Genomic DNA, 23481 nt, shown 5'->3' with positions numbered 1-23481 from the left:
CTTCTCCGATTGAAGCGATGTAATCTCGATTACATGGAAAACGACGAAGCAGTGAAGAAGCTCCGGGGCTGGTTCTCCGGCCGGCTGCCCGAGGAGTGGTTCGAGGGGCCGCCGGAGATCGTGCTGGACCGCGAGGAGATCGCGGTCGTCGGCAGGCTCCAGGCGCCCGCGCTCGGCGACGACGTCTCCGAAGTGGAGCGGGCCGCCGCGGTGGAAGGCGGCGTGCAGCGTTTCCGCGAGGAGACCAGGGAGCGCCGCATCGAGATCGCGCTGGAGGCGGAGCACCGCTTCCGCCGGAAGGTCTCCTGGGGGGTCGCTGTCGGTGACGAGACGGTGATGTTCACCACACTGTCGGTGCCGGTCATGACCCGGCTGCGCCAGTCGGAGCGGCGGGTCCTCGACACTCTCGTGGCCGCCGGGGTCGCCCGCAGCCGGAGTGACGCGCTGGCCTGGTGTGTGCGCCTGGTGGGCAAGAACACCGACACCTGGCTGACCGATCTGCGGGACGCGCTCCAGCACGTCGACCGGGTGCGGGCCTCGGGGCCCGACCTGAGCTCCTGAGGCTGGGCAGGGAAAACGGTCCGAAATTGGTCTGAACCTGTTCAGTGATTGGTTTAGACCTCTGCGATTGGCCTATACCACTGCCGGAACGGCTTTCTTTAGTTTCTCTTCTTTTGGGTACGTCACTCAGAACGTCGGGGCCCCTGCCAGCTCGTATGCCAAACGGGGCGGGCGCATCGAGGGTGCCGCGGCGTCCGACCGCATACATTCACTGGTCTACGCCAATTGGATTAAATGCGGTTTCTCTGTCAATGATGTTTTGGCCCTGAGAAGCGTAAGGAGCCGCAGCAGTGTCCGTTATCGCAGACGTAACCGCCCCCAGCCCGACCAGCCACCCGGAGCTGGCCGCATGGGTCAAGGAGATCGCCGAGCTGACCCAGCCCGACCGGATCGAATGGTGCGACGGCTCGGAGGCCGAGTGGACACGCCTGACGAACCTGCTGGTCGAGCAGGGAACATTCAAGCGACTGGCCAAACGGCAGAACAGCTTCTACGCCGCCTCGGACCCGAGTGACGTCGCCCGCGTCGAGGACCGCACGTACATCTGCTCCGAGCGCGAAGAGGACGCCGGTCCGACCAACAACTGGATCGCCCCCGCCGAGATGCGCCGGACCTTCGGCGAGATCTTCAAGGGCAGCATGCGCGGCCGCACCATGTACGTCGTGCCCTTCTGCATGGGCCCGCTGGGCGGCGACATCTCCCAGCTCGGCGTCGAGATCACCGACTCGCCGTACGTGGTCGTCTCCATGCGGGTCATGACACGCATGGGCGACCCCGCGCTCAGGCTCATCGAGAAGACGGCCGGCCGCGCGGACGGGAACCCGGGCTACGTCAAGGCCGTCCACTCGGTCGGCGCCCCGCTGCAGCACGGACAGGCCGACGTGCCGTGGCCGTGCAACTCCACCAAATACATCAGCCACTTCCCCGAGACGCGGGAGATCTGGTCCTACGGCTCCGGCTACGGCGGCAACGCGCTGCTCGGCAAGAAGTGCTACGCGCTGCGCATCGCCAGCACGATGGCCCGCGACGAGGGCTGGCTGGCCGAGCACATGCTCATCCTCAAGCTCACCCCGCCGTCCGGGGAGACCCGCTACGTCGCGGCGGCGTTCCCGAGCGCCTGCGGCAAGACCAACCTGGCCATGCTCCAGCCGACCATCCCGGGGTGGAAGGTCGAGACGGTCGGCGACGACATCGCCTGGATGCGCTTCGGCGCCGACGGCCGCCTGTACGCCATCAACCCCGAAGCCGGCTTCTTCGGCGTGGCGCCCGGCACCGGCGAGTCCACCAACGCCAACGCGATCAAGACGCTCTGGGGCAACAGCATCTTCACCAACGTCGCGCTCACCGACGACGGCGACGTGTGGTGGGAGGGGCTCACCGACCAGCCCCCGGCGCACCTGACCGACTGGAAGGGCCGTTCCTGGACCCCGGACAGCCAGGAGCCCGCCGCCCACCCCAACGCCCGCTTCGCGGTGCCCGCCGCGCAGTGCCCGACGATCGCCCCCGAGTGGCAGGACCCCCGGGGCGTGCCGATCTCGGCAATCCTGTTCGGCGGGCGCCGCGCCACCGCGGTCCCCCTGGTGACCGAGTCGCTGAGCTGGCAGCACGGTGTCTTCACCGGGGCCAACATCGCCTCGGAGAAGACCGCCGCCGCCGAGGGCAAGGTCGGCGAGCTGCGCCGCGACCCGTTCGCGATGCTGCCGTTCTGCGGATACAACATGGGCGACTACTTCGCCCACTGGATCAAGATCGGCCAGCGCGAGAACGTCCGGCTGCCGCGCATCTACTACGTGAACTGGTTCCGCAAGAACGACGAGGGCGCGTTCATCTGGCCCGGCTTCGGGGAGAACAGCCGCGTGCTCAAGTGGGTCGTCGACCGTCTCAACGGCGAGGCCGAGGCGGTGCGGACGCCGATCGGCCTGCTCCCCGCCGAGCTCGACACCGACGGCCTCGACATCTCCGACGAGGACCTGCGGACCCTGCTGAGCGTGGACAGGGAGGTCTGGAAGGACGAGGCGGCACTGATCCCGGCCTTCTTCGAGACCTTCGGCGACCACTTCCCCAAGGAGCTCTGGGAGGAGTACGAGGCGCTGGTCGACCGTCTGAACCAGGACTCCGGCACTCGGCCGAACTGAGATCTGACAGCTGCAACTTCCGCGCGGCCCCGTGCGTCTACATGACAACGGGGCACACGCCCCGCCTTCCCCCCCGGAGGCGGACATGGAATTCGTACTGTTCGTCACAGCCCTCGTCCTCGCGCTCGTCGTCAACTTCGCGGCCGCGGCGCTGCGCACCGAGCACCGCCGGGTCCGCTCGGCCGTGACCGGCCATCACGGGGGGCAGCCGACCCCCTACGAGCTCGCCTACCTGTCCGGCGGGCCGCTGCGAGTGGTCAACACCGCCCTCGGCGTGCTGGCCAGGGGCGGGGCCGTCCGGGTGTCCCGGGGCGGCCAGGTCAGCCTCGTGCTCGGAGCCCCGCCCTCCCCCGAGCCGATCGAGCAGGCCGTCCTCGACGCCCTGCGCGCCCGGGGCAACTCCTGCTCCGTGGGCGAGCTGCGCCGTACGACGGCCGACGGCCAGGCCATGAGCGGCCTGCGCTACCGCCTGCTGGGCATGGGCCTGCTGGTGCCCGACGGCGCGCTCACCGGGGCGGCCCGGCTGCTGAGCCGGCTGCTGCTCCTCTCGCTGCTCGCCGTCGTCTTCGTGATCGGCGCCTTCCTGGCCGTCCCCGTCCGGGAGTTCTACGGCGCGGCCGCGGTGCTGATCGGATTCTTCACCGTGGCCAGCGGCCTGATCACCTACTTCAGGCAGAGGCGCGCGCTGCGCGGGCTTCTCAGCAAGGCGGGCCACGACGTGCTCGCCTCCGCCCGCAAGGTCCACGTGCGCGGTGCCCGCCCGATGGCCCCGGATCTGGCCTTCGCCGTCGCCGTCCCGGTGGCCCTGTACGGCCTCGGCGAGCTGGGCGACCCGGGCCTGGAGGAGGAGCTGAAGCAGGGCGGTACGCAGGGCGGCACGCAGGGCGCCGGTTGCGCCGGCGGTTCCTGCGGAGGCGGGTCCTCCGGTTCGGACGCCTCCTACGGCGGTGGCGGAGACTTCGGCTCCGGCGGCTGGGGCGGAGGAGACTCGGGCGGCGGGTCGAGCTGTGGCGGCGGGTCGAGCTGCGGTGGCGGCTGCGGTGGCGGCGGCGGCTGAGCGGTCCGCCGCGGCCGTGAAGGACCCGCTGCGGCGGTGAAGGACATGGAGGACGTAAGAGACGTAGAGGATGTGGGGGAAGTAAAGGACGTGGCGGCAGCGGGGGTGTGGCAGTGATCGGGGTGGTCGTGACGGCGTCCGAGCGGTCCGCCACGGTGGCCGGGGAGGTGGCGTGACGATGTCCGGATCCGGATCGCTGGGCGTCGGCATCGGCTGGCGCCCGGAGATCGACCTGACGGTGGAGCGCCTGCCCGGCGTGGACTTCGTCGAGGTCGTCGCCGAGAACGTGCGCCCCGAGCGGCTCCCCGAGTCGCTGCGGGTGCTCCGCGCCCGCGGGATGCCGGTGATCCCGCACGGTGTCGGGCTGGGCGTGGGCGGCGCGGAGCCGCCGGACCCGGCCCGGCTGGCGCATCTGGCGGCCTGTGCCCGGGCCCTGGACGCGCCGCTGGTCAGCGAGCACCTGGCCTTCGTACGCGCCGGCGGCATGGAGGCCGGTCACCTGCTCCCGGTCCCACGCACCCGGGCCGCGCTCTCGGTGGTCGCCGAGAACGTACGGCGGGCGCAGGCGGCACTGCCCGTCCCGCTGGCCCTGGAGAACGTGGCGGCCCTGTTCGGCTGGCCGGAGGACGAGATGACCGAGGCGCAGTTCCTCGGCGAGCTGGTGGAGCTGACCGGGGTCGGGCTCCTGGTCGACGTGGCCAACCTCTACACCAACCAGGTCAACCTGGGCCTGTCGGCCACCGCCGCGCTGGACGGCCTGCCGTTGTCCGAGCTCGCCTACGTGCACGTCGCCGGGGGCCACTCCCATCAGGGCGTCTGGCACGACACCCACACCGCCCACGTCCCCGGCGAGGTGCTGGACATCCTGTCCGAGCTCTGCGCCCGGGTCGACCCGCCCGGCGTGCTGCTCGAATGGGACGACGACTATCCCAGCGACGCCGCGCTCGAAGCGGAGCTCGGCCGCGTCCGCGGCGCGATGGCCCATGCCTGACGGCCACACCCGGCAGGCACCGGCCGGCGGCGGGGATGCCCTGGACGATGCGGGGAACGCGGTCGGCGGGGATGCCCGCGACGGCGCGGGGGACGCGGTCGGCGGGGATGCCTGGGACGGCGCGGCGGATGCGCCGGCCGGTGGCCCGGGTGTCTTGAACGATGCGGGGGACGCGGTCGGCGGCAGAGATGCCCAGGACGGCGTGGGGGGCGCGCCGGCCGGTGCGCGGGAGGCGCTGGCGGGCGCGCAGGCCGTACTGCTGGCCGCGCTGGTCGCGGGCGGTGAGGCGCCCCCGGGGTTCGACGAGGGACGGCTGCGGATCCAGGCCGCCAGCCTGATCTCCAAGCGGCGCGGAACGGTGGCCCGGGTCCGGCCCGACCTGGTCGCGCTGCTCGGCGGTGACTTCGCACGGGAGTTCGAGGCCTACGCGCGGGGCCGCCCCAAACCGCCCGGCGGCTCCCGCGCCGACGCCCGCGACTTCGCGGACCGGCTCAGGACGGTGGGACGGCTGCCACCGGAGCCGGAGACGGCCGCCGGGGCTCCCCGGTGGCTCCGGCCCTTCCGGAGGGTCCTGAAACTTCTCGCGGGCACCGTTCGTCCAACTGGGTGAGGACACCTTCTCGGGGCGGAGGTCGTCATGCTGACCACTCTGATCGTCGTCATGACGGTCGCTCTGGTGGTGGTGGCCGGTCTGGTCGCGCTGAGGCTCGCCATGCACTCCCCGAAGATCTACCGAGGGCCCGCCCTGGACCCCTACGAGCTGGCTCTGCTGGCGGGCGGCCGGTTCCGGGTCGTGAACACCGCCCTGGCCTCCCTGGCCACCAGAGGGGCTCTCAGGGCCTCGCGCGACGGGCGGCTGACCGTGGCGGATCCCGGGCAGGAGCGGTCCCCGGACCTGCCGGCGGCCGGGTGGTCCCCGCATCCGCCGGAGGCCGAGGTCGCGGGGCGGCCCCCGGATCCGCCGGCGGCCGAGTGGTCCCCGCATCCGTTGGAGGCCGAGTGGTCCCCGCATCCGCTGGAGGCGGAGATCCTCGCCCTGCTCGGGGCCGGGCGTGACGGCCCGCCGGTCTGGGAGGTCAAGGCGGCGCTCGTCCACGGCCCCGCGGTCGCCGCGCTGATCGGCCGTCTGGAGGAGCTGGGACTGGCCGACACCGGCGACGGCGCGCGGGCCGAGCCCACGCGCCTGGGACAGGCCGCGCTGGCCCACTACCGCCTGCGCCACCGGGAGGAGGTGTCCCTGCCGCCGCGCGCCCGGGATCACATCTCCAGGGAGGAGATCGAGCTCTCCGGGATCGCCCTGTACGGCCTGGGCCGGATGAAGGACCGGCGGCTGGCCTCCCTGCTGTCGACGAGCGGCACGCCGCCGCCTTCCGCGCCGCCCGGGCGCGACCCTCCCGCCCCTCCGTCCCCGGATGTCCCGCCGCCTTCCGGCCCTTCGGGTCGCTCCGGCGCCTGTGGCCCTTCCGGCTCCTCGGATGTCCCGCCGCCTTCCGGTCCCTCGGGCCCTTCGGGTCGCTCCGGCGCCTGTGGCCCTTCCGGCTCCTCGGATGTCCCGCCGCCTTCCGGTCCCTCGGGCCCTTCGGGTCGCTCCGGCGCCTGTGGCCCTTCCGGCTCCTCGGATGTCCCGCCGCCTTCCGGTCCCTCGGGCCCTTCGGGTCGCTCCGGCGCCTGTGGCCCTTCCGGCTCCTCGGATGTCCCTCCGCCCTCCGGCACCCTGGGCCTTTCCGATGCCTGTGGCCCCTCCGGCTCCTCCGACGGCGGCGGCCGTGACGGGGGAGGCCGCTGAGGGCTGTCCCGCGGGGGCGCGGTCGGTTAGGTTGGCCCGATCGTGTGGCCAAGCGCTTGCATGGGAGTGGGCCGTGGTGAAGATCTTCGATCATGGGACGTGGCCGCTGGGAGAGGCGGACGAGGGGGTCCACCCGGCCGGCGGCGAGCGGTTGTGGAGCGAGTCCTTCTACCTCGACTTCACGGCCGAGGACGGCTCCGTCGCCGGATACGTCCGGCTGGGCCTGTACCCCAACTGGGACCGCGCCTGGTACTGGGCGTGCCTGGTCGGCAGGGACCGGCCGCTGGTGCTGCTCGCCGACGACCGCGCCCCGCTCCCCGGGCCCGGCCTCGCGGTGCGCGGCCGGGACTACCGGGCCACCCAGGAGGTGACGGCCCCCATGCGCTCCTTCAGGCTGACCCTGGAGGCCGGGGCCGCCGCCGTGCTGGAGGACCCCTGGCGGGCCTGTGCGGATCCGGGCGGGGATCCGGGCGGGGGCGCCACGACCTCGCTGGAGTTCGACCTGGAGTGGGAGACCGTCGGCGGGGTCTATCCCTACGGGTTCATCCCGCGCTACGAGATCCCCTGCAGGGTCGGCGGCGTGATCCGGGTGGGCGGAGAGGAGATCCCCTTCTTCGGGTACGGCGAGCGCGACCACAGCTGGGGTGAGCGCGACTGGTGGAAGGTCTCCTGGCTGTGGAGCTCCGGGCGGCTCGACGACGGCACGTTCTTCCACGGCATGCGGGCCAACGTCGGCTTCGAGATGCCCTGGCCCTGCTTCACGGTCTCGCCGGACGGCCTGCTCGACCATCGGGAGGGCTTCACCGCGGCGACCGAGTTCGGCGAGGACGGCTTCCCCGCGCTTTCGCGACTGGCCGTGCCGGGTTCGCCGATGACCGCCGTCCCCGTCGCCTTCGCCCCGGTGGCGATGACCTCGCCGGACGGCGCGGTCGCCCGCTTCCCGCGCGCCCTGTGCCGGTTCGAGGCGGAGGACGGCCGGCGGGGTTACGGCTGGACGGAGTGGCACCAGCCGCCGGGGTGGCGCGAGCACGGCTGGCGTTAAGAACGTTTTGGCAGGCTGTGCCAGGGATAACCTCTCTGAGGTGGGGGGACTGCGTTGTCTTGATGGGTCGTATCTGACCGTTACGCCGGTGGCGTGCCGGGACAGTGTCGGCTTGCCGTACGAGGTCACGCTGGAACTCCACCGCGACGGCGCGCTCTACGGCACGGTGGGGGAGCGGTGCGGCTGGCTCCTCGTCCGGCTGGCCAAGGGCGTCGCCGAGGCCCGTGCCGCCTCCGGAGCGCAGTGGCCCGACCCCGACGACCGCTTTCCCGACGAGGAAGAACTGTTCGCCTTTCGTTACCGGGCCAGGAACGGGGTCGTCAGCGGGGGCGAACTCCGATGCCAGTTGCGGACCATCCCGATCTGGATCCCCGCCCAGCGCGGGAGTTCCGGCGAGTGGCGGCTGACCAGGAGGGCGTTCGTGGAGGCCTGGGGCGGCGGCGTGGGCATGCGGGCGGTGCTCACCTCGGCCGAGTTGGGTGCCTTCGTGGCGGCGCTCGTCACGGAGGCGGAGGAGTGTCTGGCGCCGCAGAAGTCCGGCAACTCAACCAGAACCCGATAGACGGGGCGGAGAGGTCGTCTGGGCGGTGATAATTGCCTGTCAGCGCCCTTCGACGTCGGGCGTTGAGGGGAGGGACTCCAATGGGCGTGCGCGATCTCGTCTACCGGCTGTACGAACGGCGGCTGGAGGCGAAGCTGTCCCGCCAGAAGGAGATGGCCCCCCGGCACGTCGGCGTCATCGTCGACGGGAACCGGCGCTGGGCGCGTTCGATGGGCATCGACGATGTCAGCCGAGGTCATCGCAAGGGCGCGGACAAGATCTCCGAACTCCTCGGCTGGTGCCGCGAGGCCGGTGTCGAGGTCGTCACCGTGTGGCTGCTGTCGAGCGAGAACATCAACCGCTCGAAGGACGAGCTGGACCTCCTCGTGAAGATCATCGAGGACGTGGTCCAGGAGCTCGTCGCCGACGGCTGGCACATCAACCCCATGGGGGCGCTTGATCTTCTGCCTGATCACACAGCGCATGTCCTGAAAAACGCAAAAGAAGCGACATCACACCGTCCCGGTTTGATTGTGAACGTTGCTGTTGGGTATGGAGGAAGGCGTGAGATCGCTGATGCGGTGCGCTCCCTTCTCCAGGAGCACGCCAGCAAGGGCGCGAGCATCGAGGACCTGGTCGAGGTCCTCGATGTCGAGCACATCGCGGAGCATCTCTACACGCGCGGTCAGCCCGACCCGGATCTCGTCATCCGGACCTCGGGAGAGCAGCGCCTCTCCGGCTTCCTGCTCTGGCAGAGCGCCCACTCCGAGTTCTACTTCTGCGAGGCCTACTGGCCTGACTTCCGCAGGGTCGACTTCTTGCGGGCTCTCCGTTCGTACGCCGCGCGGCATCGACGGTACGGGAACTGAAAGACAGCATGAACACCCCCTTTCGGACAGGCTTGTGCCTTTGGAAGGTGGGTATTCAGGACGTACCGTAACAAGTAGGCGGGCGCAGCTCGCCTACTCCGGAGAGGGCCCGCCTTTGCGTCACGACTGCCAAGGAGGGCCGGTCACCGGTGCCTCCTCGGCAAGCCGCGAGCGTGGGCCCGGGTCCGGTCCGCATCCCAGCTCATGGCAGGGCGCCCCCCATGGCGCCCGGGGGAGAACGCGTGGCAAACCCTTCGTCCTCACCCACGTCGCCGGTCACCAATCGGCGTACGTACGTCCTGGACACCTCGGTACTGCTGGCGGATCCAGCGGCGATGAGCCGCTTCGCCGAGCATGAGGTCGTCCTCCCGATCGTCGTCATCACCGAGTTGGAGGGCAAACGCCATCATCCAGAACTCGGATACTTCGCGCGCAAGGCGCTGAGGTACCTCGACGACCTGCGGGTGACACACGGGCGGTTGGACGAGCCCATGCCGGTCGGCGAGGGCAGCATCCGGGTCGAGCTCAACCACAGCGACCCGTCGATCCTGCCCGTCGGCTTCCGGCTCGGTGACAACGACACCCGTATCCTCACCGTGGCGAGGACACTCGCCGCCGAGGGGCGCGACGTGGTGCTGGTCTCCAAGGACCTGCCGATGCGCGTCAAGGCGGCCTCCATCGGTCTCTCCGCGGAGGAATACCGCGCCGAGCTGGTGGTGGAGTCCGGCTGGACCGGCATGGCCGAGCTCCAGGTGACCGCGGAGGACGTCGAGACGCTCTTCGAGCACGGCACCGCCGACCTGGCGGAAGCCCGTGACCTTCCCACCCACACCGGCCTGCGGCTGCTGTCCAGCCGGGGCTCCGCGCTGGGCCGGGTGCTGCCCGACAAGTCGGTGCGGCTGGTCCGCGGCGACCGGGAGGTGTTCGGCCTGCACGGCCGCTCCGCCGAGCAGCGCATCGCGCTCGACCTCCTGATGGACCCCGAGGTCGGCATCGTCTCGATGGGCGGCCGGGCGGGCACCGGCAAGTCCGCCCTCGCCCTCTGCGCCGGCCTGGAGGCCGTCCTGGAGCGCCGCCAGCACCGCAAGGTCATCGTCTTCCGCCCGCTGTACGCCGTGGGCGGCCAGGACCTGGGCTACCTGCCCGGCTCCGAGAACGAGAAGATGGGCCCGTGGGCGCAGGCCGTCTACGACACCCTGGGCGCGGTCACCACGCCCGAGGTGATCGAGGAGGTCATGGACAGGGGCATGCTGGAGGTCCTCCCCCTCACCCACATCCGCGGCCGCTCCCTGCACGACGCCTTCGTGATCGTGGACGAGGCGCAGTCGCTGGAGCGCGGGGTGCTCCTGACGGTGCTGAGCCGGATCGGCGCCAACTCCAGGGTCGTGCTCACCCATGACGTCGCCCAGCGCGACAACCTCCGGGTGGGCAGGCACGACGGCGTGGTGGCGGTGGTGGAGAAGCTCAAGGGGCACCCGCTGTTCGCGCACGTCACGCTGACCCGTTCGGAGCGCTCGCCGATCGCCGCCCTGGTCACCGAGATGCTGGAGGACGTCACGATCTGAGCCCCGTCCCGCGGACCCGTCCCGCGCGGTCGCCATCCGGCGCCCGCGCGGGGGTCCGCGGGACCCGGCCGGTCACGGGGGCAGCCGTACGCCTTCGGCCGCGAGGTCCCGGAACTCGAAGCAGGTGTGCTCCCCGAGCGACTGCGGGGCCCCCGGGAACAGCCGGGTGACCTCGACGCTCCAGATGCTCTCCTGCTTGTTCTGCCTGATGGTGCAGGTGATCTGGGCGAGGCCCGCCCTGGAGATCGCGCCCTCTCCGGTGATGATCACGTTCAGCCGGTATCCCAGCTTGCCCCCGGGGTCGTTGCGCTGGGCCGTCTCGGAGTATCGGGTGGTGTCGGTGTCGTAGTGGCTGAACTTGTTGAGCGCGCTGCCCAGCCCCTCCCGCGGAGGCTGTTTCCCGGCCCGGAACAGGGTGGAGATGATGTCCTTGACGGAGTCGGAGGCCACGGGGATGTTGGCGGGCTCCAGCCGCCCGTCGCGCAGCAGGTAGACCGTCACCCACGTGGGGCTGTAGCTGATCACCGGAGGGCGGCCCCGGTCCTCGATCGAGGTGGGGGCCACTCCGCAGCCGCACAGCGTCAGGGCTGCGGCGAGCAGGCACGCGAGCCGCCGCGTGCCGGGGGTGGCCGGGACACGGAGCCTCATGCCGAGGGCAGCCAGAGCGTGAAGAGCGTGCCCGGATCCTGCGGGTGCGCCGAGATGGTGCCGCCGTGCAGGTGGGCGTTCGCCTGCGCGATGGACAGGCCGAGGCCGCTGCCGTCACCCCGGACGCCCGCCTTGTAGAAACGGTTGAACACGTGCTCCAGGTCCGCCGGGGGGATGCCCCTGCCGTGGTCGCGCACCTTCACCTCCAGGCCGTTCGGGGTGCCGCGGGCGGCCACCACGACGGGAGGCTCGCCGTGGCGCAGGGCGTTGCCCACCAGGTTCGCCAGGATCACGTCGAAACGCAGGGGGTCGACGGAGAAGGCCAGCCCCTGCGGCACGTTCACCCGCACCTGGTCCGACCAGCCCCGCAGCTCCAGGCAGTCCCGGACCGCGTCGGCGACGTTCACGGTGTCCATGTGCAGCGTGGCCGTGCCCGAGTCGAACCGGCTCGTCTCGATGAGCTGCTCCACCAGGGTCCGCAGCCGCCCGATCTCCCGCAGCACCAGCCGTACGGCGGTCGCCGGCTCCTTGGGCAGCCGTTCGGCCTCCTCGGAGAGCATGTCGGCCACCGCGGTCATCGCGGTCAGCGGGGTCCTGAGCTCGTGCGAGACGTCGGCCACGAACCGGCGTGACATCGCCTCCAGGGAGCGCAGCTCCGACACGCTGCGCTCCAGGGCGACCGCGGTCTCGTTGAACGTCGCGGTGAGCTCGGCGAGCTCGTCGTGGCCGTGCACGGGAAGGCGGGTGTCCAGGTGCCCCGCGCCGAGAGCGCGGGCCGCCGAGCCGAGCCGCCGGACCGGCAGCAGCACCCGCCGGGCCAGCACCAGGGCCACGGCGAGCGCGATGACCAGCATGATGGCCCCGGCGGCGGCCAGCGGCTGCCTCAGGTCGGCCAGGAGCTGTTCCTCGGCGGTCAGCGGGACGAACACGAAGACGCTCATTCCGGTGGGCTGGGCGATGTGGATGGGCTCGATCCGCCACACGGGGGTACCGATGAGCAGCCACATCCTCCCGTCGATCACCTGGCGCTTGGTCACCATCCGCCGGGCGGCCCCGGAGGCGAGGTCGGTGGGGACGTCGTTCATGCTGAAGTCGCCGTCGGGGTAGAGGTAGCTCTCGTAGCGGACCACCACGCCGCCGTCCCGCATGCGCAGGCTCTTCTGCAACGTGCTGATCTGCGCGTCGGTCGGCGGGCTGTCGCCCGGCCAGAGCGCGCCGATGGGCACCCTGGTCCCCTCCAGGGTGTCGCGCACGTCGCGCACGGCCACCTGCTCGGCGAGGTCGATCACCCGGTGTTTGACGAGCTCGTAGCCGATCCCCGCGACCAGCGCGGAGGCCGCCACCGCGATCAGGGTGAAGGTGATGACCAGGCGCCCGCGCAGCCCGGTGTAGGAACGCCTCACGGCGGGCTGAACCGGTAGCCGAATCCGCGGACGGTGTGGATGAAGTCGGGCTCGGCCGGCACCGACTCGATCTTGGCGCGGACCCGCTGGACGCAGGCGTCCACCAGCCGGGAGTCGGCGACGTGGGTGTGGTCCCAGACGGCCCGCAGCAGGTATCGGCGGTTGAGCACCTGGCCGGGATGGCGGACCAGTTCGAGCAGGAGCCGCAGCTCGGTGGGGGTCAGGTGGATCTCCCGGCCGGCCAGTGACACCTTGAGCGCCCCCCGGTCGACCACCAGGTCGCCGAAGGTGATGCGGTCGGAGGCGACCGACTCCACCCGGCGCAGGACGGCGCGGATCCGGGCGTCCAGCACGCGCGGCTCGACCGGCTTGACCACGTAGTCGTCGGCTCCCGCCTCCAGTCCCACGACCACGTCGAGGTCGTCGCCCCTGGCGGTGAGAAGGATGACCGGCAACTGGTCCATCTTGCGGATGCGACGGCACACCTCGACCCCGTCGATCCCGGGGAGCATGACGTCGAGGATGACGATCTCCGGACGGCGCGACCGGATGTGGTCGAGCGCCTCCTCGCCGCTGGCGTAGGAGGTCACGGAGTGGCCCTGGCGTGCCAGCGCCAGCTCGAGCCCGGTCCGGACCGAGGGATCGTCTTCAACAAGGAGGATGCCGGCCACCTGGTAATTATTCGTCCATTGCCCGATAAAGCCTGCACCGTCACGGAACTGTGACGTGAGGCGGACAGGAACCGGATGCGGCGATGACACCCTGACAAGGGCACTCCCCCTCGGCGCAGGGGCACGTGGGGTAGGCCCCGGACGGTAAATGTGATGAAAGTCACATCTAGCTGGCCGAATGCCACGAAAGACCATGTAACCAGCCAGTGAGCGGTAAAAAAATCGGTGGACAGGCGGGGGAACACCAACCAACTCTCCCGTTTGGGTTGCGGACCACCCCCCTGTCCACGGCAAGCTCATAGGTCGTGAGTTCAGGACCGCCGCACTTGAAGGAGCACTCGGCTCCCCGCCCCCGCCGTACGGCCGGCAAGCCGGTCAAGGCCAAGAAGCAGGGGTGGCTGACCCCCATGCGTGCCGTCGTCCTCGGCACGGTGGCCGTGGTCCTCGTGGGCGGTGGAAGTTTCACCGTCTACACCGCGATCCAGAACGCCTCCGCCCCGCCGCCCGCGCCGCTCAGCCTGGACGACCTGTCGAAGATGCTCGGCGACGACCCGTTCGGCGCCGACCCCGAGGCCGACATCCTCAAGGCCCAGGCGGCCCAGGCGCTCAAGGAGAACCAGCTGGCCGCCGAGCGCGGCAAGCGCAAGAGGCTGGACCCGATCGTGATCCCCACGGAGGCGCCCGGAGGCGGCGGCTTCGACCCGCAGCAGCTCCCGCCCGGCACCGCCAACCCCACCGGCAACAAGGCGCTGGGCAAGCAGATGCTGGACGCGCGCGGCTGGGCCGACCAGTGGGGCTGCCTGGAGAAGCTCTGGATGAAGGAGAGCGGCTGGAACGAGCGGGCGATGAACCGCTACAGCGGCGCCTACGGCATCCCCCAGTCGCTGCCCGGGCACAAGATGGCCAGCGCCGGCAACGACTGGCAGACCAACGCGGCCACCCAGATCGAGTGGGGACTCGGTTATATCAAGGGCCGTTACGGTACGCCTTGTGGTGCCTGGGGCCATTCCCAGGCCAAGGGCTGGTACTGAGACACCAGGAGTCGGCAAGTCTGGCCGCCTCCCGGCCGTGGGCATCGCACGCTTGGCCGTATGGATGTGAAGGTCAGCGTGGTGGTGCCGGTGCACAACCCCGGTGATAGCGCCGACGCGTGTATCCGTTCGGTGCTGGAGCAGTCGATGCCCTCGGAGGAGTACGAGGTCATCTTCGCCGACGACGGGTCGGACGACGGGATCCAGCAGCGTCTCGACGCCGTCGCGGCGGTGCGGCCGAACGTGCGGGTGCTCCATCTCGGCCCCGACGGCTCGCCGATGCGCGCGCGCAACATCGGGATGGCGATCGCCAAGGGCGAGTACGTCTACCTGATGGAGCAGACGGACCGCCTGGAACGGGTCGCCCTGGAACGGATGTACGAGCGCGCGGTGGCGACCGACGCCGACATCCTCATCGGACGCCTGGTCAACGACCAGGGGCCGCCCTCCACCGTGTTCGACGGCAACCGGGAGCGCGCCGACCTCTTCAGGGACCGGCTGCTCTCGCTGCTCACGCCGCACAAGCTCTACCGCAAGACGTTCCTGGACGCCGAGGTGCTGAGCTTCGCCGACCCCGGCGGGCGCCTGGCCGAGCAGGCCTTCGCGATCCGCGCCTACCTGCGGGCCAAGGTCGTCGCCATCCTGGCCGACCAGGTCTGCTGCCACGTCGACGAGCGTCCCGAGTCGCAGGTCAACCCCTACGTCTGGGGCGCGGAACTGCGCGAGCTGCTCGACATCATCGACTTCGAGGTCCCCGCGGGACGCCAGCGCGACCGGATGTACGCGCACTGGTTCCGCACCTCGGTGCTGCGCCGGCTGGGGGGAGCGAGGTTCCTGTCCGCCTCCGCCAGGGAGCGGGCGGCCGTCTTCACCACCCTGCGCGAACTGGCCGTCCAGCGCTTCCCCCCGCGCCTGGACCCCCACCTGCCCGTGCACCTGCGCGCCCGCGCCGCGCTGCTGCGCGCGGGCCGCCTCGACCAGCTGGTCGTGCTGGCCGAGGCCATGCGCGGCACCCACCTGCAGGCCGACCTCAGGGAGGTCGTCTGGGACGACGGCGTGTTCATCATGGGCCTCGCCGTGGAGATCATCCGGGGGGACGGGTCCCCGATCCGCTTCCTGCCGTACGGCGAGGACGGCCTGCTCTGGGAGCCGCCCGTGCCCCTCGACGGACTCCGCCTTGCACCCGAGATGGCCGACGTCTCCCAGGCCGCCTCCCGCGCCCGGTTCGAGGTCTACGTCAGGCACGAGGACACCGGCCTCGTCTACTTCCTCCCGGTGGCCTGCTCGATGCTGCGCTCGCGCCACCGCAACGGGGTCAGGCTGCAGGCCGCCGGCACGGCCCGGCTGGACGTCGACTCCGCCGCCCTCGGCCACCCGCTGCCCCCCGGCCTCTGGGAGATCCACGTGCGCATGTACGGCGGAGCCCACCACGCGCGCACCCGCGTCACCGGGTCCCCGCTGAACTGCACCGGGGTGCTGGCCGACTACTCCAAGCGGCTGGTCATCCCCTGGTGGTCCGACAGGGGCGAGCTGGGCGTCTGCGTGGAGCCCCGCTCGTTCGCCGAGTCGATCGTCCTGGTCTCACCGGGAACGACGATCACCCGGCAGCGCGAGCACGTCTTCGTCGTCGTGCCCGTGCCGTACGTGCCGCCGAGCGGGGGCCCGCCCGCCGAGCTGGTGCTGCGCCACGCGGTGCGCCGGGAGCGCGAGGTCTGCGCGCCCGCCCTGATCGAGCCGGGCGTGCCCGGACAGCACGCCGGACGGCTGGTCGCCAAGGTCCCCATCCGGCTGATACCCCGCGACGGCGCCCTCGCCCCGGGCGACTGGGTGCCGTACCTGCGGGTGGACGGCCAGGAGACCGGGCTCCGCTTCCGGGTCGGGATGGGCTGCGGCGGCCGGGTGGAGATCCACGAGTCCGCCGCCGGGCCGCCCGCGCCCCGGTATCCGCTGCTCAAGCGCGTCGCGCTGCGGATGCCTGGGGCCCGGAACGCGGCCCGGGTGACCCGGACCGTGCAGAAGCGCTACCTGCCGAGCTGACAGTCGTTGACGAGGTCCCCGCCCGCCGGACGCGGCAGGGTCGCGCTCGGCGGCGGGCTCTGCCGCCGTTCCACCCAGCCCTCCAGGGCCTCGAACGCGCCGCGGAAGCACGGCAGCAGCGGGCGGAGCCTGTCGGGGTAGGCGGCGTAGAGGCTGTCCACGTGGGTGCCGTCGGTGATCCGGTAGTACCGGAACGGCCGGCGGTCGCCGACCATGTCCGCGTAGACGTCCCCGGAGCGGGAGATCGGCAGCAGCGTGTCGAGCGTGCCGTGGACCGTGATCAGCGGCTTGCCGATCCGGCCGGTCAGCCCGATCTTCTCCACCGCCCGGTACGGCTTGCGCGCGTCGTAGTCGTAGTCGGCGTCGCAGGCGGGGGTGCCCGAGGTGCAGAAGGGCGTGCCCGCCTCGGTGTCGCCGTCGAAGGCCGGGTCGAGCTCCTCGCGGTAGAGGCGCTGGGTGAGGTCCCAGTAGTACTGGTGGTGGAAGGGCCACAGGAACTCCGACCCCCTGGCGAACCCGGCGTCGTACATCGCCTGGGTGTCGCCCTTCGGGTAGGCCCGCAGCGCGGGCGGCAGGAAGGTGAGCAGGTTGTCGCCCTTGACCCGCCAGAGCGTGCCCTCCCAGTCGACCCCGCCGTCATACAGCCAGGCCTGGTTCTCCAGCTGCCAGCGGACCAGGTATCCGCCGTTGGAGATGCCCGCGGCGTAGGTCCGCTCGGGAGGCCTGCCGTAGCGCCGCGCGATGGTCGCCTTGGCGGCGACCGCCACCTGGGTGACCCGCTGGTTCCACTCGGCGACCGCGTCGCCCGGACGGCGGCCGTCCCGGTGGAAGGCGACCCCGACGTTGCCCTTGTCCGTCACCGCGTAGGCGTAGCCCTTGGCCAGCGCCCAGTCGGAGATGGTGAAGTCGTTGGCGTACTGCTCCCGGTTGCCGGGGGTGCCCGCCACGACCAGGCCGCCGTTCCACCTGTCGGGCAGCCGGAGCACGAACTGGGAGTCGTGGTTCCAGCCGTGGGTGGTGTTGGAGGTCGAGGTGTCGGGGAAGTAGCCGTCGACCTGGATGCCGGGCACGTCCTTCGGATTGACCGCCCCCGCGGGGTGCAGCCCCGCCCAGTCGGCCGGGTCGGTGTGCCCGGAGACCGCCGTGCCCGCCGTGGTGAGGTCGTCCAGACAGGCCTTCACCTGGTGCTCGGCCCCCGGGACCGTCACCCGGTCCAGCCGCGCGCAGTGCCCGTCCACCGCGGTCCGGCCGGTGGAGGCCCCGGCGCCCGCGGCCGGTGCGCCCGCCAGCAGGGCGGCGGCGGTGATGACGGCGGTGAGGGCGCCGAGCCCGGCGGCGGGCACGGCGCGCCCGCGGGATCCTGACGGTGTGCGCATCGGTCAGCTCCGCTTCAGGTGGTCGACGAGGGCGGCGCGGAACTCCTCGGGCCGCTCGATGTGAGGGCTGTGGCCGCAGTCGAGGACGACCTCGCTGTGGTCGCCGTACCGCCGCAGCGCGGCCCGGGTCTGGGTGACCATCGGCTGCGCCGGGGTGCCCGGCGAGCCGGGGACGACCCCGAGCGCGCCCAGGTGGGCCAGGTCGAACAGCGAGGTGTCGGAGACGATCACGTCGGCCTCGCCCCTGATCCACAGGATCGGCGGCTTGGGGTCGATCACGTGCAGGTCGTCCAGCCGGAAGTACGTGGGGGCGAGCGCGTTGAGCAGCCCTCGCGTGCCCGGGGCGACCCCGGGCCACACGTCGGAGGAGACCGCGTCGCCCGGATAGTTGTCCTCGCCGACCCTGGTGGACAGCATCGACTCCACGAGGGCGTCCTCGTCCTCGATCACCGTGCCGGGCTTGACGTAGGTGCCCCGGAAGACGTTCCTCGGTGACACCGGGGAGCCGTCCGAGCGGTCCCCGGCCGCGAGCAGCCGCACGAAGTCGGGGTTGGCCGCCCCCGCCCCGCCGCCCACCCCGGCGGGGTGGTTCAGCGCGCCGTCCGGCCCGTGCGTGCCGCCGAAGCCGTACGGCGAGACCGGGTTGACCAGCGTCACGCTCCGCACGGCGGACGGCCGGTCGCGCAGCGCCTGGAGCACGACCCCGCCGCCCATGCTCCAGCCCACCAGGTGCACGCCGGTGAGGCCGAGGGCGTCGATCAGCGCGAGCACGTCGTCGGAGTAGTCCCGCAAGCCGCGGGTGGCGTCGACCGGCGCGGGATCGGTGTCGCCGAAGCCCCGCAGGTCCACCGCCAGCGGCCGGTAGCCGCCGGGCAGGGCCGTCAGCGTGCCCCGCCAGAAGGCGGCGCTCGACACGTTCCCGTGCACGAACAGGACCGCCTCGCCTCCGGTCTCGCCGGCCGACAGCACGTTCTGTGTGATCCGGGCGGTGGGCACCCGCCGGTTGTCCAGGCGCATCGAATGTTCTCCGTACGGCTCAGCGGGCGGTGGAGTTCTCGGCGTCGCCGAGGGTGGCGAGGTCGCGGCCCCGGGTCTCCCGGGAGACGAACACGGTGATCAGGGTGAGCACGGCCGCGCCGGCCACGTAGAGCATGACCGGGAACGAGGAGTTGTAGGCCCCCAGCAGCGCCACCGCGATCAGCGGGGCCAGGCCGCCGGCGACGATCGAGGCGAGCTGGGCGCCGATCGACACGCCGGAGTAGCGCATCCGCGTGGCGAACAGCTCGGAGAAGAACGCCGCCTGCGGGCCGTACATCGCGCCGTGCAGGATCAGGCCGACCGTCACCGCCAGGGTGACAGCGGCGAAGTTCCTGGTGTCGATCAGCGGGAAGAACGCGAAGGACCACAGGCCCACCCCGGCCGCGCCGAGCAGGTAGACCGGCCGGCGGCCGAGCTTGTCGGAGAGCGCGCCCCACAGGGGGATCGAGAAGAAGTGGACGGCGGATCCGATCAGCACCGCGTTGAGCACGACGGGCTTGGCCAGCCCGGCCTCGGTCGTCGCGTAGACCAGCACGAACGCGGTGAGCACGTAGTAGGAGACGTTCTCCGCGAAGCGGGCGCCGATCGCGGTGATCACGTCACGCCAGTGGTACCGGAAGACCTCCACGATGGGCATGCTCCGCGAGGGCTTGGCGTTGGCGACGGCCTGCTGGAAGATCGGCGACTCGCTGATGGACAGCCGGATCCAGAGACCGAGCAGCACCAGCACGCCCGACAGCAGGAACGGCACGCGCCAGCCCCAGCTCTGGAAGGCCTCGTCGGACTGGACCGCGGCCAGGACCGCGAGGACGGCGGTGGCCAGCAAGTTGCCGCCGGGGGCGCCGGCCTGCGGCCAGGAGGCCCAGAAGCCGCGCCGCGCGGTGTCGCCGTGCTCGGAGACGATGAGCACCGCGCCGCCCCACTCGCCGCCGAGGGCGAAGCCCTGGACGAGCCGGAGCGCGGTCAGCAGCAGCGGGGCCGCCGCGCCGATCGCCGCGTGGGTCGGCAGGCAGCCGATCAGGAAGGTCGCGCCGCCCATCAGCAGCAGGCTGATGACCAGGAGCTTCTTGCGGCCGAGCCGGTCGCCGTAGTGGCCGAAGACCAGCGCGCCCAGCGGGCGGGCGACGAAGCCGACCGCGTAGGTGAGGAAGGCCAGCAGGGTGCCGGTGAGCGGGTCCGACTTGGGGAAGAAGAGCGCGGGGAAGACCAGCGCGGCGGCGGAGCCGTACAGGAAGAAGTCGTACCACTCGATCGTCGTGCCTATCAGGCTGGCCGCGACGATCTTTCCGATGGGGGTGCGGGTTTTCTCTGACATCTCACTCACCAATGGGTAGCGCTGTTGGGGGGATGTCGGCTCACGGTACGTAGTGACCGGCGTCACTCCTATGGGTCCGGCCTCCATACCGGGCGGACGGGCTATGTGGGTGTCCCCGTCCGGCACGCGGAGCGCCGGGAGGAGGGCGGGGCGCAAGACGTGACGGCCGGCCCCACAGGCCCCCGGGAGGGGCTGTGGGACCGGCTGCGGGGCGTCCGGCCTACCGGCTGAGGCGGTGGAGGCGGAGGGCGAGCTGGATCTCCAGGGCGCGCTCAGGGGCCTGCCAGTCGGCGCCGAGGAGCTGGGCGATCCGGTCCAGCCGCTGGGTGACGGTGTTGACGTGGATGTGGAGGGCCTCGGCCGTACGCGAGAGCGAGCCGCCCGCGCCGAAGTAGGCGGTGAGGGTGCGCACCAGGGCGGTGCCCCTGCGGGCGTCGTAGTCGATCACCGGTCCGAGCGCCGAACCCAGGAACGCCTCGATGTCGCGGCCGTCGCCGACGAGCAGCCCGACGAAGCCCAGCTCGGTGGCGCTCGCGCCCTCCCCGGCCCGGCCCAGGGCCAGCAGGGCGTCGGCGCAGCGCTGTGCCTCGCGGTGGGCGGCGGCGACCTCGGCGGGACCGCGCACCGGGCCGGAGGCGCCCGCGGTGGCGGGGTGGCCGAGGGAGGCGCTGAGCTCGGCCGCCACCCGTTTGGCCAGGTGGCCAGGTCTGTCGCCGGGCAGGAGCAGCACCACCTCGTCCCCGCGCAGGGCCGCCAGGCCGTGGCTCAGCGTGGCCTGGGAGGAGGCCCAGAAGGCGGCGCGCTCGCGCCGGCCGCCGTGGCGGACCACGACCACCACGTGGTCGGCCTCCAGCTCCACCCCGACCCGCCGGGCCCGCTGGACCAGGCCGTCGAGGGCGGGGCGGGAGATCAGGTCGTCGAGCAGCTCACCCCTGACCCGGCCCTCCGCCTCGGCCACCGTCCGCCGGAACAGCAGGAGCAGCGCGGTGACCAGCGCGGCCCGTTCGAGGATGCGCTGGTCGGTGTCCGCCACCTGGCCGTCGGCCCGCAGCACGAGCGTGCACAGCGGCTCGGCCCCCACGTCCACCGAGGCGACCAGCAGGTTGCCTTTCTTGACGGTACGGCCCAGCGCCCGGGACGACCGCGCGGCCTCCGCGATCACCGCCGCCGTCGCCTCGGGCCCCTGCCCCGCGTCCTCGGGGCCGCCCTCCCGCGCCAGCCCTCCCGCGTCGCCGGTGATCGGCCGCCCCACGTCGTCCAGCACGACCAGCGAGCCGCCGAGCACCTCGGTGACCACGGCGGCGACGTCCTCGACCCCGCCGCCGCGCAGCACCAGCCCGGTCATCCGGTCGTGCGCGAGCGCGGCCCGCTCCACGGCCTCGCTGTGCGCGTTCACCTGCCGGTTGGCCTCGCTGAGCTCCTCCAGGGCGTTTCTGGTCTCCTGCAGCAGCCGGGCGTTGTCGATCGCGACCGCCGCGTGCGCGGCCAGCGAGCCGAGCAGCACCACCTCGTCCTGGGTGAACGGCCGCACGCTCCGGTTGGCCGCGAACAGCACCCCGATGACCCGCGCGCCGAGTTTGAGCGGCACGCCCAGGATGGCGACCAGGCCCTCCTCCGTCACCGCGTCGTCGATGTGGAACTTGTGGCGGAAGCGCTCGTCGGCGAAGTAGTCGGCCGTCGCGTACGGCGTGGCGGTCTGGGCCACCAGCCCGCCGAGCCCGGCGCCCATGGCCAGCCGGAGCGCGCGGAACTTGGCCGAGACCGAGCCGTCGGTCACCCGCATCCAGGTGTCGCCCCGCTCGGGGTCGTGCAGCGTCATGTAGGCGGCGTCGGTGCCCAGGAGCTGCCTGGCACGGTGCACGATGGCTTCGAGCACGGCGTCGAGGTCCCGCAGGCCGGCCAGGTCGCCCGCGGTGTCGAACAGCGCCGACAGCTCGGCCTCGCGCTTGGCCCTGCGCCGCAGCAGCGCCCGCACCTTCAGCGCGGCGAGCTTGGCCTCCTCCAGCTCGGCCAGCGCCGCCGCGTCGGCCCCACCGGCTCTAGCGGCCAGGATGGGCCCCTCGAACTCGACCGCCGACGCCTCCCTGGCCAGCAGTTCGAGAAAGACCCGTGCGCTCATGTCTTCCATTCTCATGGTGACTCTCATGGCGACGCTGCGCGCCGCGGCTCAGCGCGCCGTCCAGCCGCCGTCCACGGGCAGGGAGGTCCCCGTGACGAACGAGCCGTGCGGGCCGCACAGGTAGGCGACCAGCTCGGCGACCTCCTCCGGTTCGATCAGCCGCTTGATCGCGGCGGGGGCCAACATGATCTGCTCGACGACCTCGTCCCTGCCGATGCCGTGGCTCTCGGCCTGGGCGTCGACCTGGTTCTCCACCAGCGGGGTGCGGACGTAGGCGGGGCTGACGCAGTTGGAGGTGACGCCGTGCGGAGCGCCTTCCAGGGCGATGACCTTCGACAGCCCTTCGAGCGCGTGCTTCGCAGTGACATACGCCGACTTGTACGGCGAGGCGCGGAGCCCGTGGACCGAGGAGATGTTGACGATCCGTCCCCAGCCCCGCTCGTACATCCCCGGCAGAGCCGCCCGGACCAGCAGGAACGGCGCCTCCACCATGACCTTGAGGATCTTCGAGAAGATCTCCGGCGGGAAGTCCTCGACCGGCGCGACGTGCTGGAACCCGGCGTTGTTCACCACGATGTCCACGCCGCCCGGCAGCGCGTCCACGAAGTCCGGAGCCGACAGGTCCGCGACCACCGGTGTCCCGGAGACCTCCGCGGCCACCTTCGCCGTGGCCTCGGCGTCCATGTCGACCACCACCACATGCGCGCCGGCTGCGGCCAGCCGCTGCGCGCAGGCGCGCCCGATCCCGCTGCCCGCCCCGGTCACCACGGCTCGCCGCCCCGCTAGGTCGCTCATGCTGCCGAATCTAGGCAATCAGCCGAATCCCGGCCCATGTCGCCAGTCGCCATAGTCCTGCCGCGATCTATGTGTGCGGGGCGGATCCAGCCCGCGACGATCAGACGGTCACCGGGTAGGTGAGCGCCAGCTCGTCGCCGGGCATGCCGCGGATGCCCCAGTTGACCTGTGGCGATTCCAGGATCACGATCTCCAGGTCCTCGGCGGGGAGGTCGAGCTCCTCCTGGGCGCGGGCGAACAGGGTGCGGATCAGGTCACGCTTGGCCTCGTCCGACCGGCCCTGGAAACAGATGATCTCCACGATCAGGTACCGCTCGCTGCGCTGCGGGCAGACGAGGTCCTCGGCGTCCAGTAGCAGGAACCGGTGGAACCTCTTGTCCGCAGGGAGCCGCCACACCTCGTTCAGGCAGCCGTGCACGGTGTCCGACATCTTCTGGCGCCGTCCGGACCAGACGTCGCGGCGGCCGTAGAACTTGATCTGGGTCATGATCCCAGTCTTCC

At 71.7% G+C, this 23481-nt stretch carries 21 protein-coding genes; 12 read left to right on the top strand and 9 right to left on the bottom strand.

What is annotated here, in order from left to right; all coding sequences use genetic code 11:
• Window positions 1-33 precede the first annotated feature (33 nt).
• From SROS_RS41215 to phoH2, 10 genes are all read left to right on the top strand, one after another.
• Entirely contained in the window at window positions 34-561 is a 528-nt protein-coding gene (locus SROS_RS41215; RefSeq protein WP_012894902.1) for a hypothetical protein, read from the top strand.
• Between the two features lie 290 nt (window positions 562-851).
• On the top strand, window positions 852-2696 hold the full coding sequence (locus SROS_RS41210) for a phosphoenolpyruvate carboxykinase (GTP) (protein ID WP_012894901.1): 1845 nt from the start codon (window positions 852-854) through the stop codon (window positions 2694-2696).
• 85 nt (window positions 2697-2781) lie between these two features.
• The gene (locus tag SROS_RS41205; RefSeq protein WP_012894900.1) at window positions 2782-3753 is read left to right on the top strand and encodes a TIGR04222 domain-containing membrane protein; all 972 of its coding nucleotides are present in this window, start codon (window positions 2782-2784) and stop codon (window positions 3751-3753) included.
• Window positions 3754-3931: 178 nt separating this feature from the next.
• A complete protein-coding gene (locus tag SROS_RS41200; RefSeq protein ID WP_043658045.1) occupies window positions 3932-4744 on the top strand; it encodes an MbnB/TglH/ChrH family RiPP precursor modification enzyme in 813 nt (270 codons plus the stop codon).
• Window positions 4737-5354: an SCO6045 C-terminal-like domain-containing protein gene (locus SROS_RS41195; protein WP_043654000.1), complete on the top strand. Its 618-nt coding sequence runs from the start codon at window positions 4737-4739 to the stop codon at window positions 5352-5354. Before SROS_RS41200 ends, SROS_RS41195 begins: the two co-directional genes overlap by 8 nt.
• A gap of 27 nt (window positions 5355-5381) precedes the next feature.
• Window positions 5382-6530, top strand: coding sequence for a TIGR04222 domain-containing membrane protein (locus SROS_RS54120; RefSeq protein WP_012894899.1), 1149 nt, complete (start codon window positions 5382-5384; stop codon window positions 6528-6530).
• A gap of 73 nt (window positions 6531-6603) precedes the next feature.
• Entirely contained in the window at window positions 6604-7572 is a 969-nt protein-coding gene (locus tag SROS_RS41185) for a DUF7064 domain-containing protein (RefSeq protein WP_012894898.1), read from the top strand.
• 112 nt (window positions 7573-7684) lie between these two features.
• Complete coding sequence (locus SROS_RS41180) at window positions 7685-8134, top strand: hypothetical protein (protein ID WP_012894897.1); 450 nt, start codon at window positions 7685-7687, stop codon at window positions 8132-8134.
• An 80-nt stretch (window positions 8135-8214) separates the two neighbouring features.
• On the top strand, window positions 8215-8982 hold the full coding sequence (locus SROS_RS41175) for an isoprenyl transferase (protein WP_012894896.1): 768 nt from the start codon (window positions 8215-8217) through the stop codon (window positions 8980-8982).
• Window positions 8983-9203: 221 nt separating this feature from the next.
• Entirely contained in the window at window positions 9204-10547 is a 1344-nt protein-coding gene (gene phoH2 / locus SROS_RS41170) for an RNA 5'-3' helicase PhoH2 (RefSeq protein ID WP_012894895.1), read from the top strand.
• Window positions 10548-10619: 72 nt separating this feature from the next.
• On the opposite strand, the gene SROS_RS41165 is transcribed toward phoH2, so the two are convergent.
• The 3 genes from SROS_RS41165 to SROS_RS41155 are packed head-to-tail and all read right to left on the bottom strand — an operon-like array spanning window position 10620 to window position 13269.
• Window positions 10620-11195 carry a hypothetical protein gene (locus tag SROS_RS41165; protein WP_012894894.1) on the bottom strand — a complete coding sequence of 192 codons (576 nt, stop codon included), beginning with the start codon at window positions 11193-11195 and terminating at the stop codon, window positions 10620-10622.
• Window positions 11192-12598 carry a sensor histidine kinase gene (locus tag SROS_RS41160; protein ID WP_012894893.1) on the bottom strand — a complete coding sequence of 469 codons (1407 nt, stop codon included), beginning with the start codon at window positions 12596-12598 and terminating at the stop codon, window positions 11192-11194. The genes SROS_RS41165 and SROS_RS41160 overlap by 4 nt, the downstream gene beginning before the upstream one ends.
• Window positions 12595-13269 carry a response regulator transcription factor gene (locus SROS_RS41155; RefSeq protein WP_012894892.1) on the bottom strand — a complete coding sequence of 225 codons (675 nt, stop codon included), beginning with the start codon at window positions 13267-13269 and terminating at the stop codon, window positions 12595-12597. Before SROS_RS41155 ends, SROS_RS41160 begins: the two co-directional genes overlap by 4 nt.
• Before the next feature lie 326 nt (window positions 13270-13595).
• On the opposite strand from SROS_RS41155, the gene SROS_RS41150 reads away from it, so the two are divergent.
• Both SROS_RS41150 and SROS_RS41145 read left to right on the top strand, forming a co-directional pair.
• Window positions 13596-14300 carry an aggregation-promoting factor C-terminal-like domain-containing protein gene (locus SROS_RS41150; protein WP_012894891.1) on the top strand — a complete coding sequence of 235 codons (705 nt, stop codon included), beginning with the start codon at window positions 13596-13598 and terminating at the stop codon, window positions 14298-14300.
• Window positions 14301-14360: 60 nt separating this feature from the next.
• Entirely contained in the window at window positions 14361-16337 is a 1977-nt protein-coding gene (locus tag SROS_RS41145) for a glycosyltransferase family 2 protein (RefSeq protein ID WP_012894890.1), read from the top strand.
• On the opposite strand, the gene SROS_RS41140 is transcribed toward SROS_RS41145, so the two are convergent.
• From SROS_RS41140 to SROS_RS41115, 6 genes are all read right to left on the bottom strand, one after another.
• Complete coding sequence (locus SROS_RS41140) at window positions 16322-17713, bottom strand: 3-hydroxybutyrate oligomer hydrolase family protein (protein ID WP_012894889.1); 1392 nt, start codon at window positions 17711-17713, stop codon at window positions 16322-16324. The two genes, SROS_RS41145 and SROS_RS41140, sit on opposite strands and share 16 nt — an antisense overlap.
• Before the next feature lie 3 nt (window positions 17714-17716).
• On the bottom strand, window positions 17717-18730 hold the full coding sequence (locus SROS_RS41135) for an alpha/beta fold hydrolase (protein ID WP_012894888.1): 1014 nt from the start codon (window positions 18728-18730) through the stop codon (window positions 17717-17719).
• 19 nt (window positions 18731-18749) lie between these two features.
• On the bottom strand, window positions 18750-20066 hold the full coding sequence (locus tag SROS_RS41130) for an MFS transporter (RefSeq protein ID WP_012894887.1): 1317 nt from the start codon (window positions 20064-20066) through the stop codon (window positions 18750-18752).
• Between the two features lie 220 nt (window positions 20067-20286).
• A complete protein-coding gene (locus SROS_RS41125; protein WP_245564462.1) occupies window positions 20287-22185 on the bottom strand; it encodes a helix-turn-helix domain-containing protein in 1899 nt (632 codons plus the stop codon).
• Between the two features lie 48 nt (window positions 22186-22233).
• On the bottom strand, window positions 22234-22980 hold the full coding sequence (locus tag SROS_RS41120) for a 3-hydroxybutyrate dehydrogenase (RefSeq protein ID WP_043653982.1): 747 nt from the start codon (window positions 22978-22980) through the stop codon (window positions 22234-22236).
• 100 nt (window positions 22981-23080) lie between these two features.
• Window positions 23081-23467, bottom strand: a complete 387-nt coding sequence (locus SROS_RS41115; protein WP_012894884.1) for a tautomerase family protein — start codon at window positions 23465-23467, stop codon at window positions 23081-23083.
• Window positions 23468-23481: the final 14 nt, after the last annotated feature.

Origin of the sequence: Streptosporangium roseum DSM 43021, assembly GCF_000024865.1 — a bacterium.
Taxonomy (GTDB): Bacteria; Actinomycetota; Actinomycetes; order Streptosporangiales; family Streptosporangiaceae; genus Streptosporangium; species Streptosporangium roseum.
Note: the sequence above shows the minus strand (reverse complement) of the source record. Positions and strands in the feature narration are given on the sequence as shown.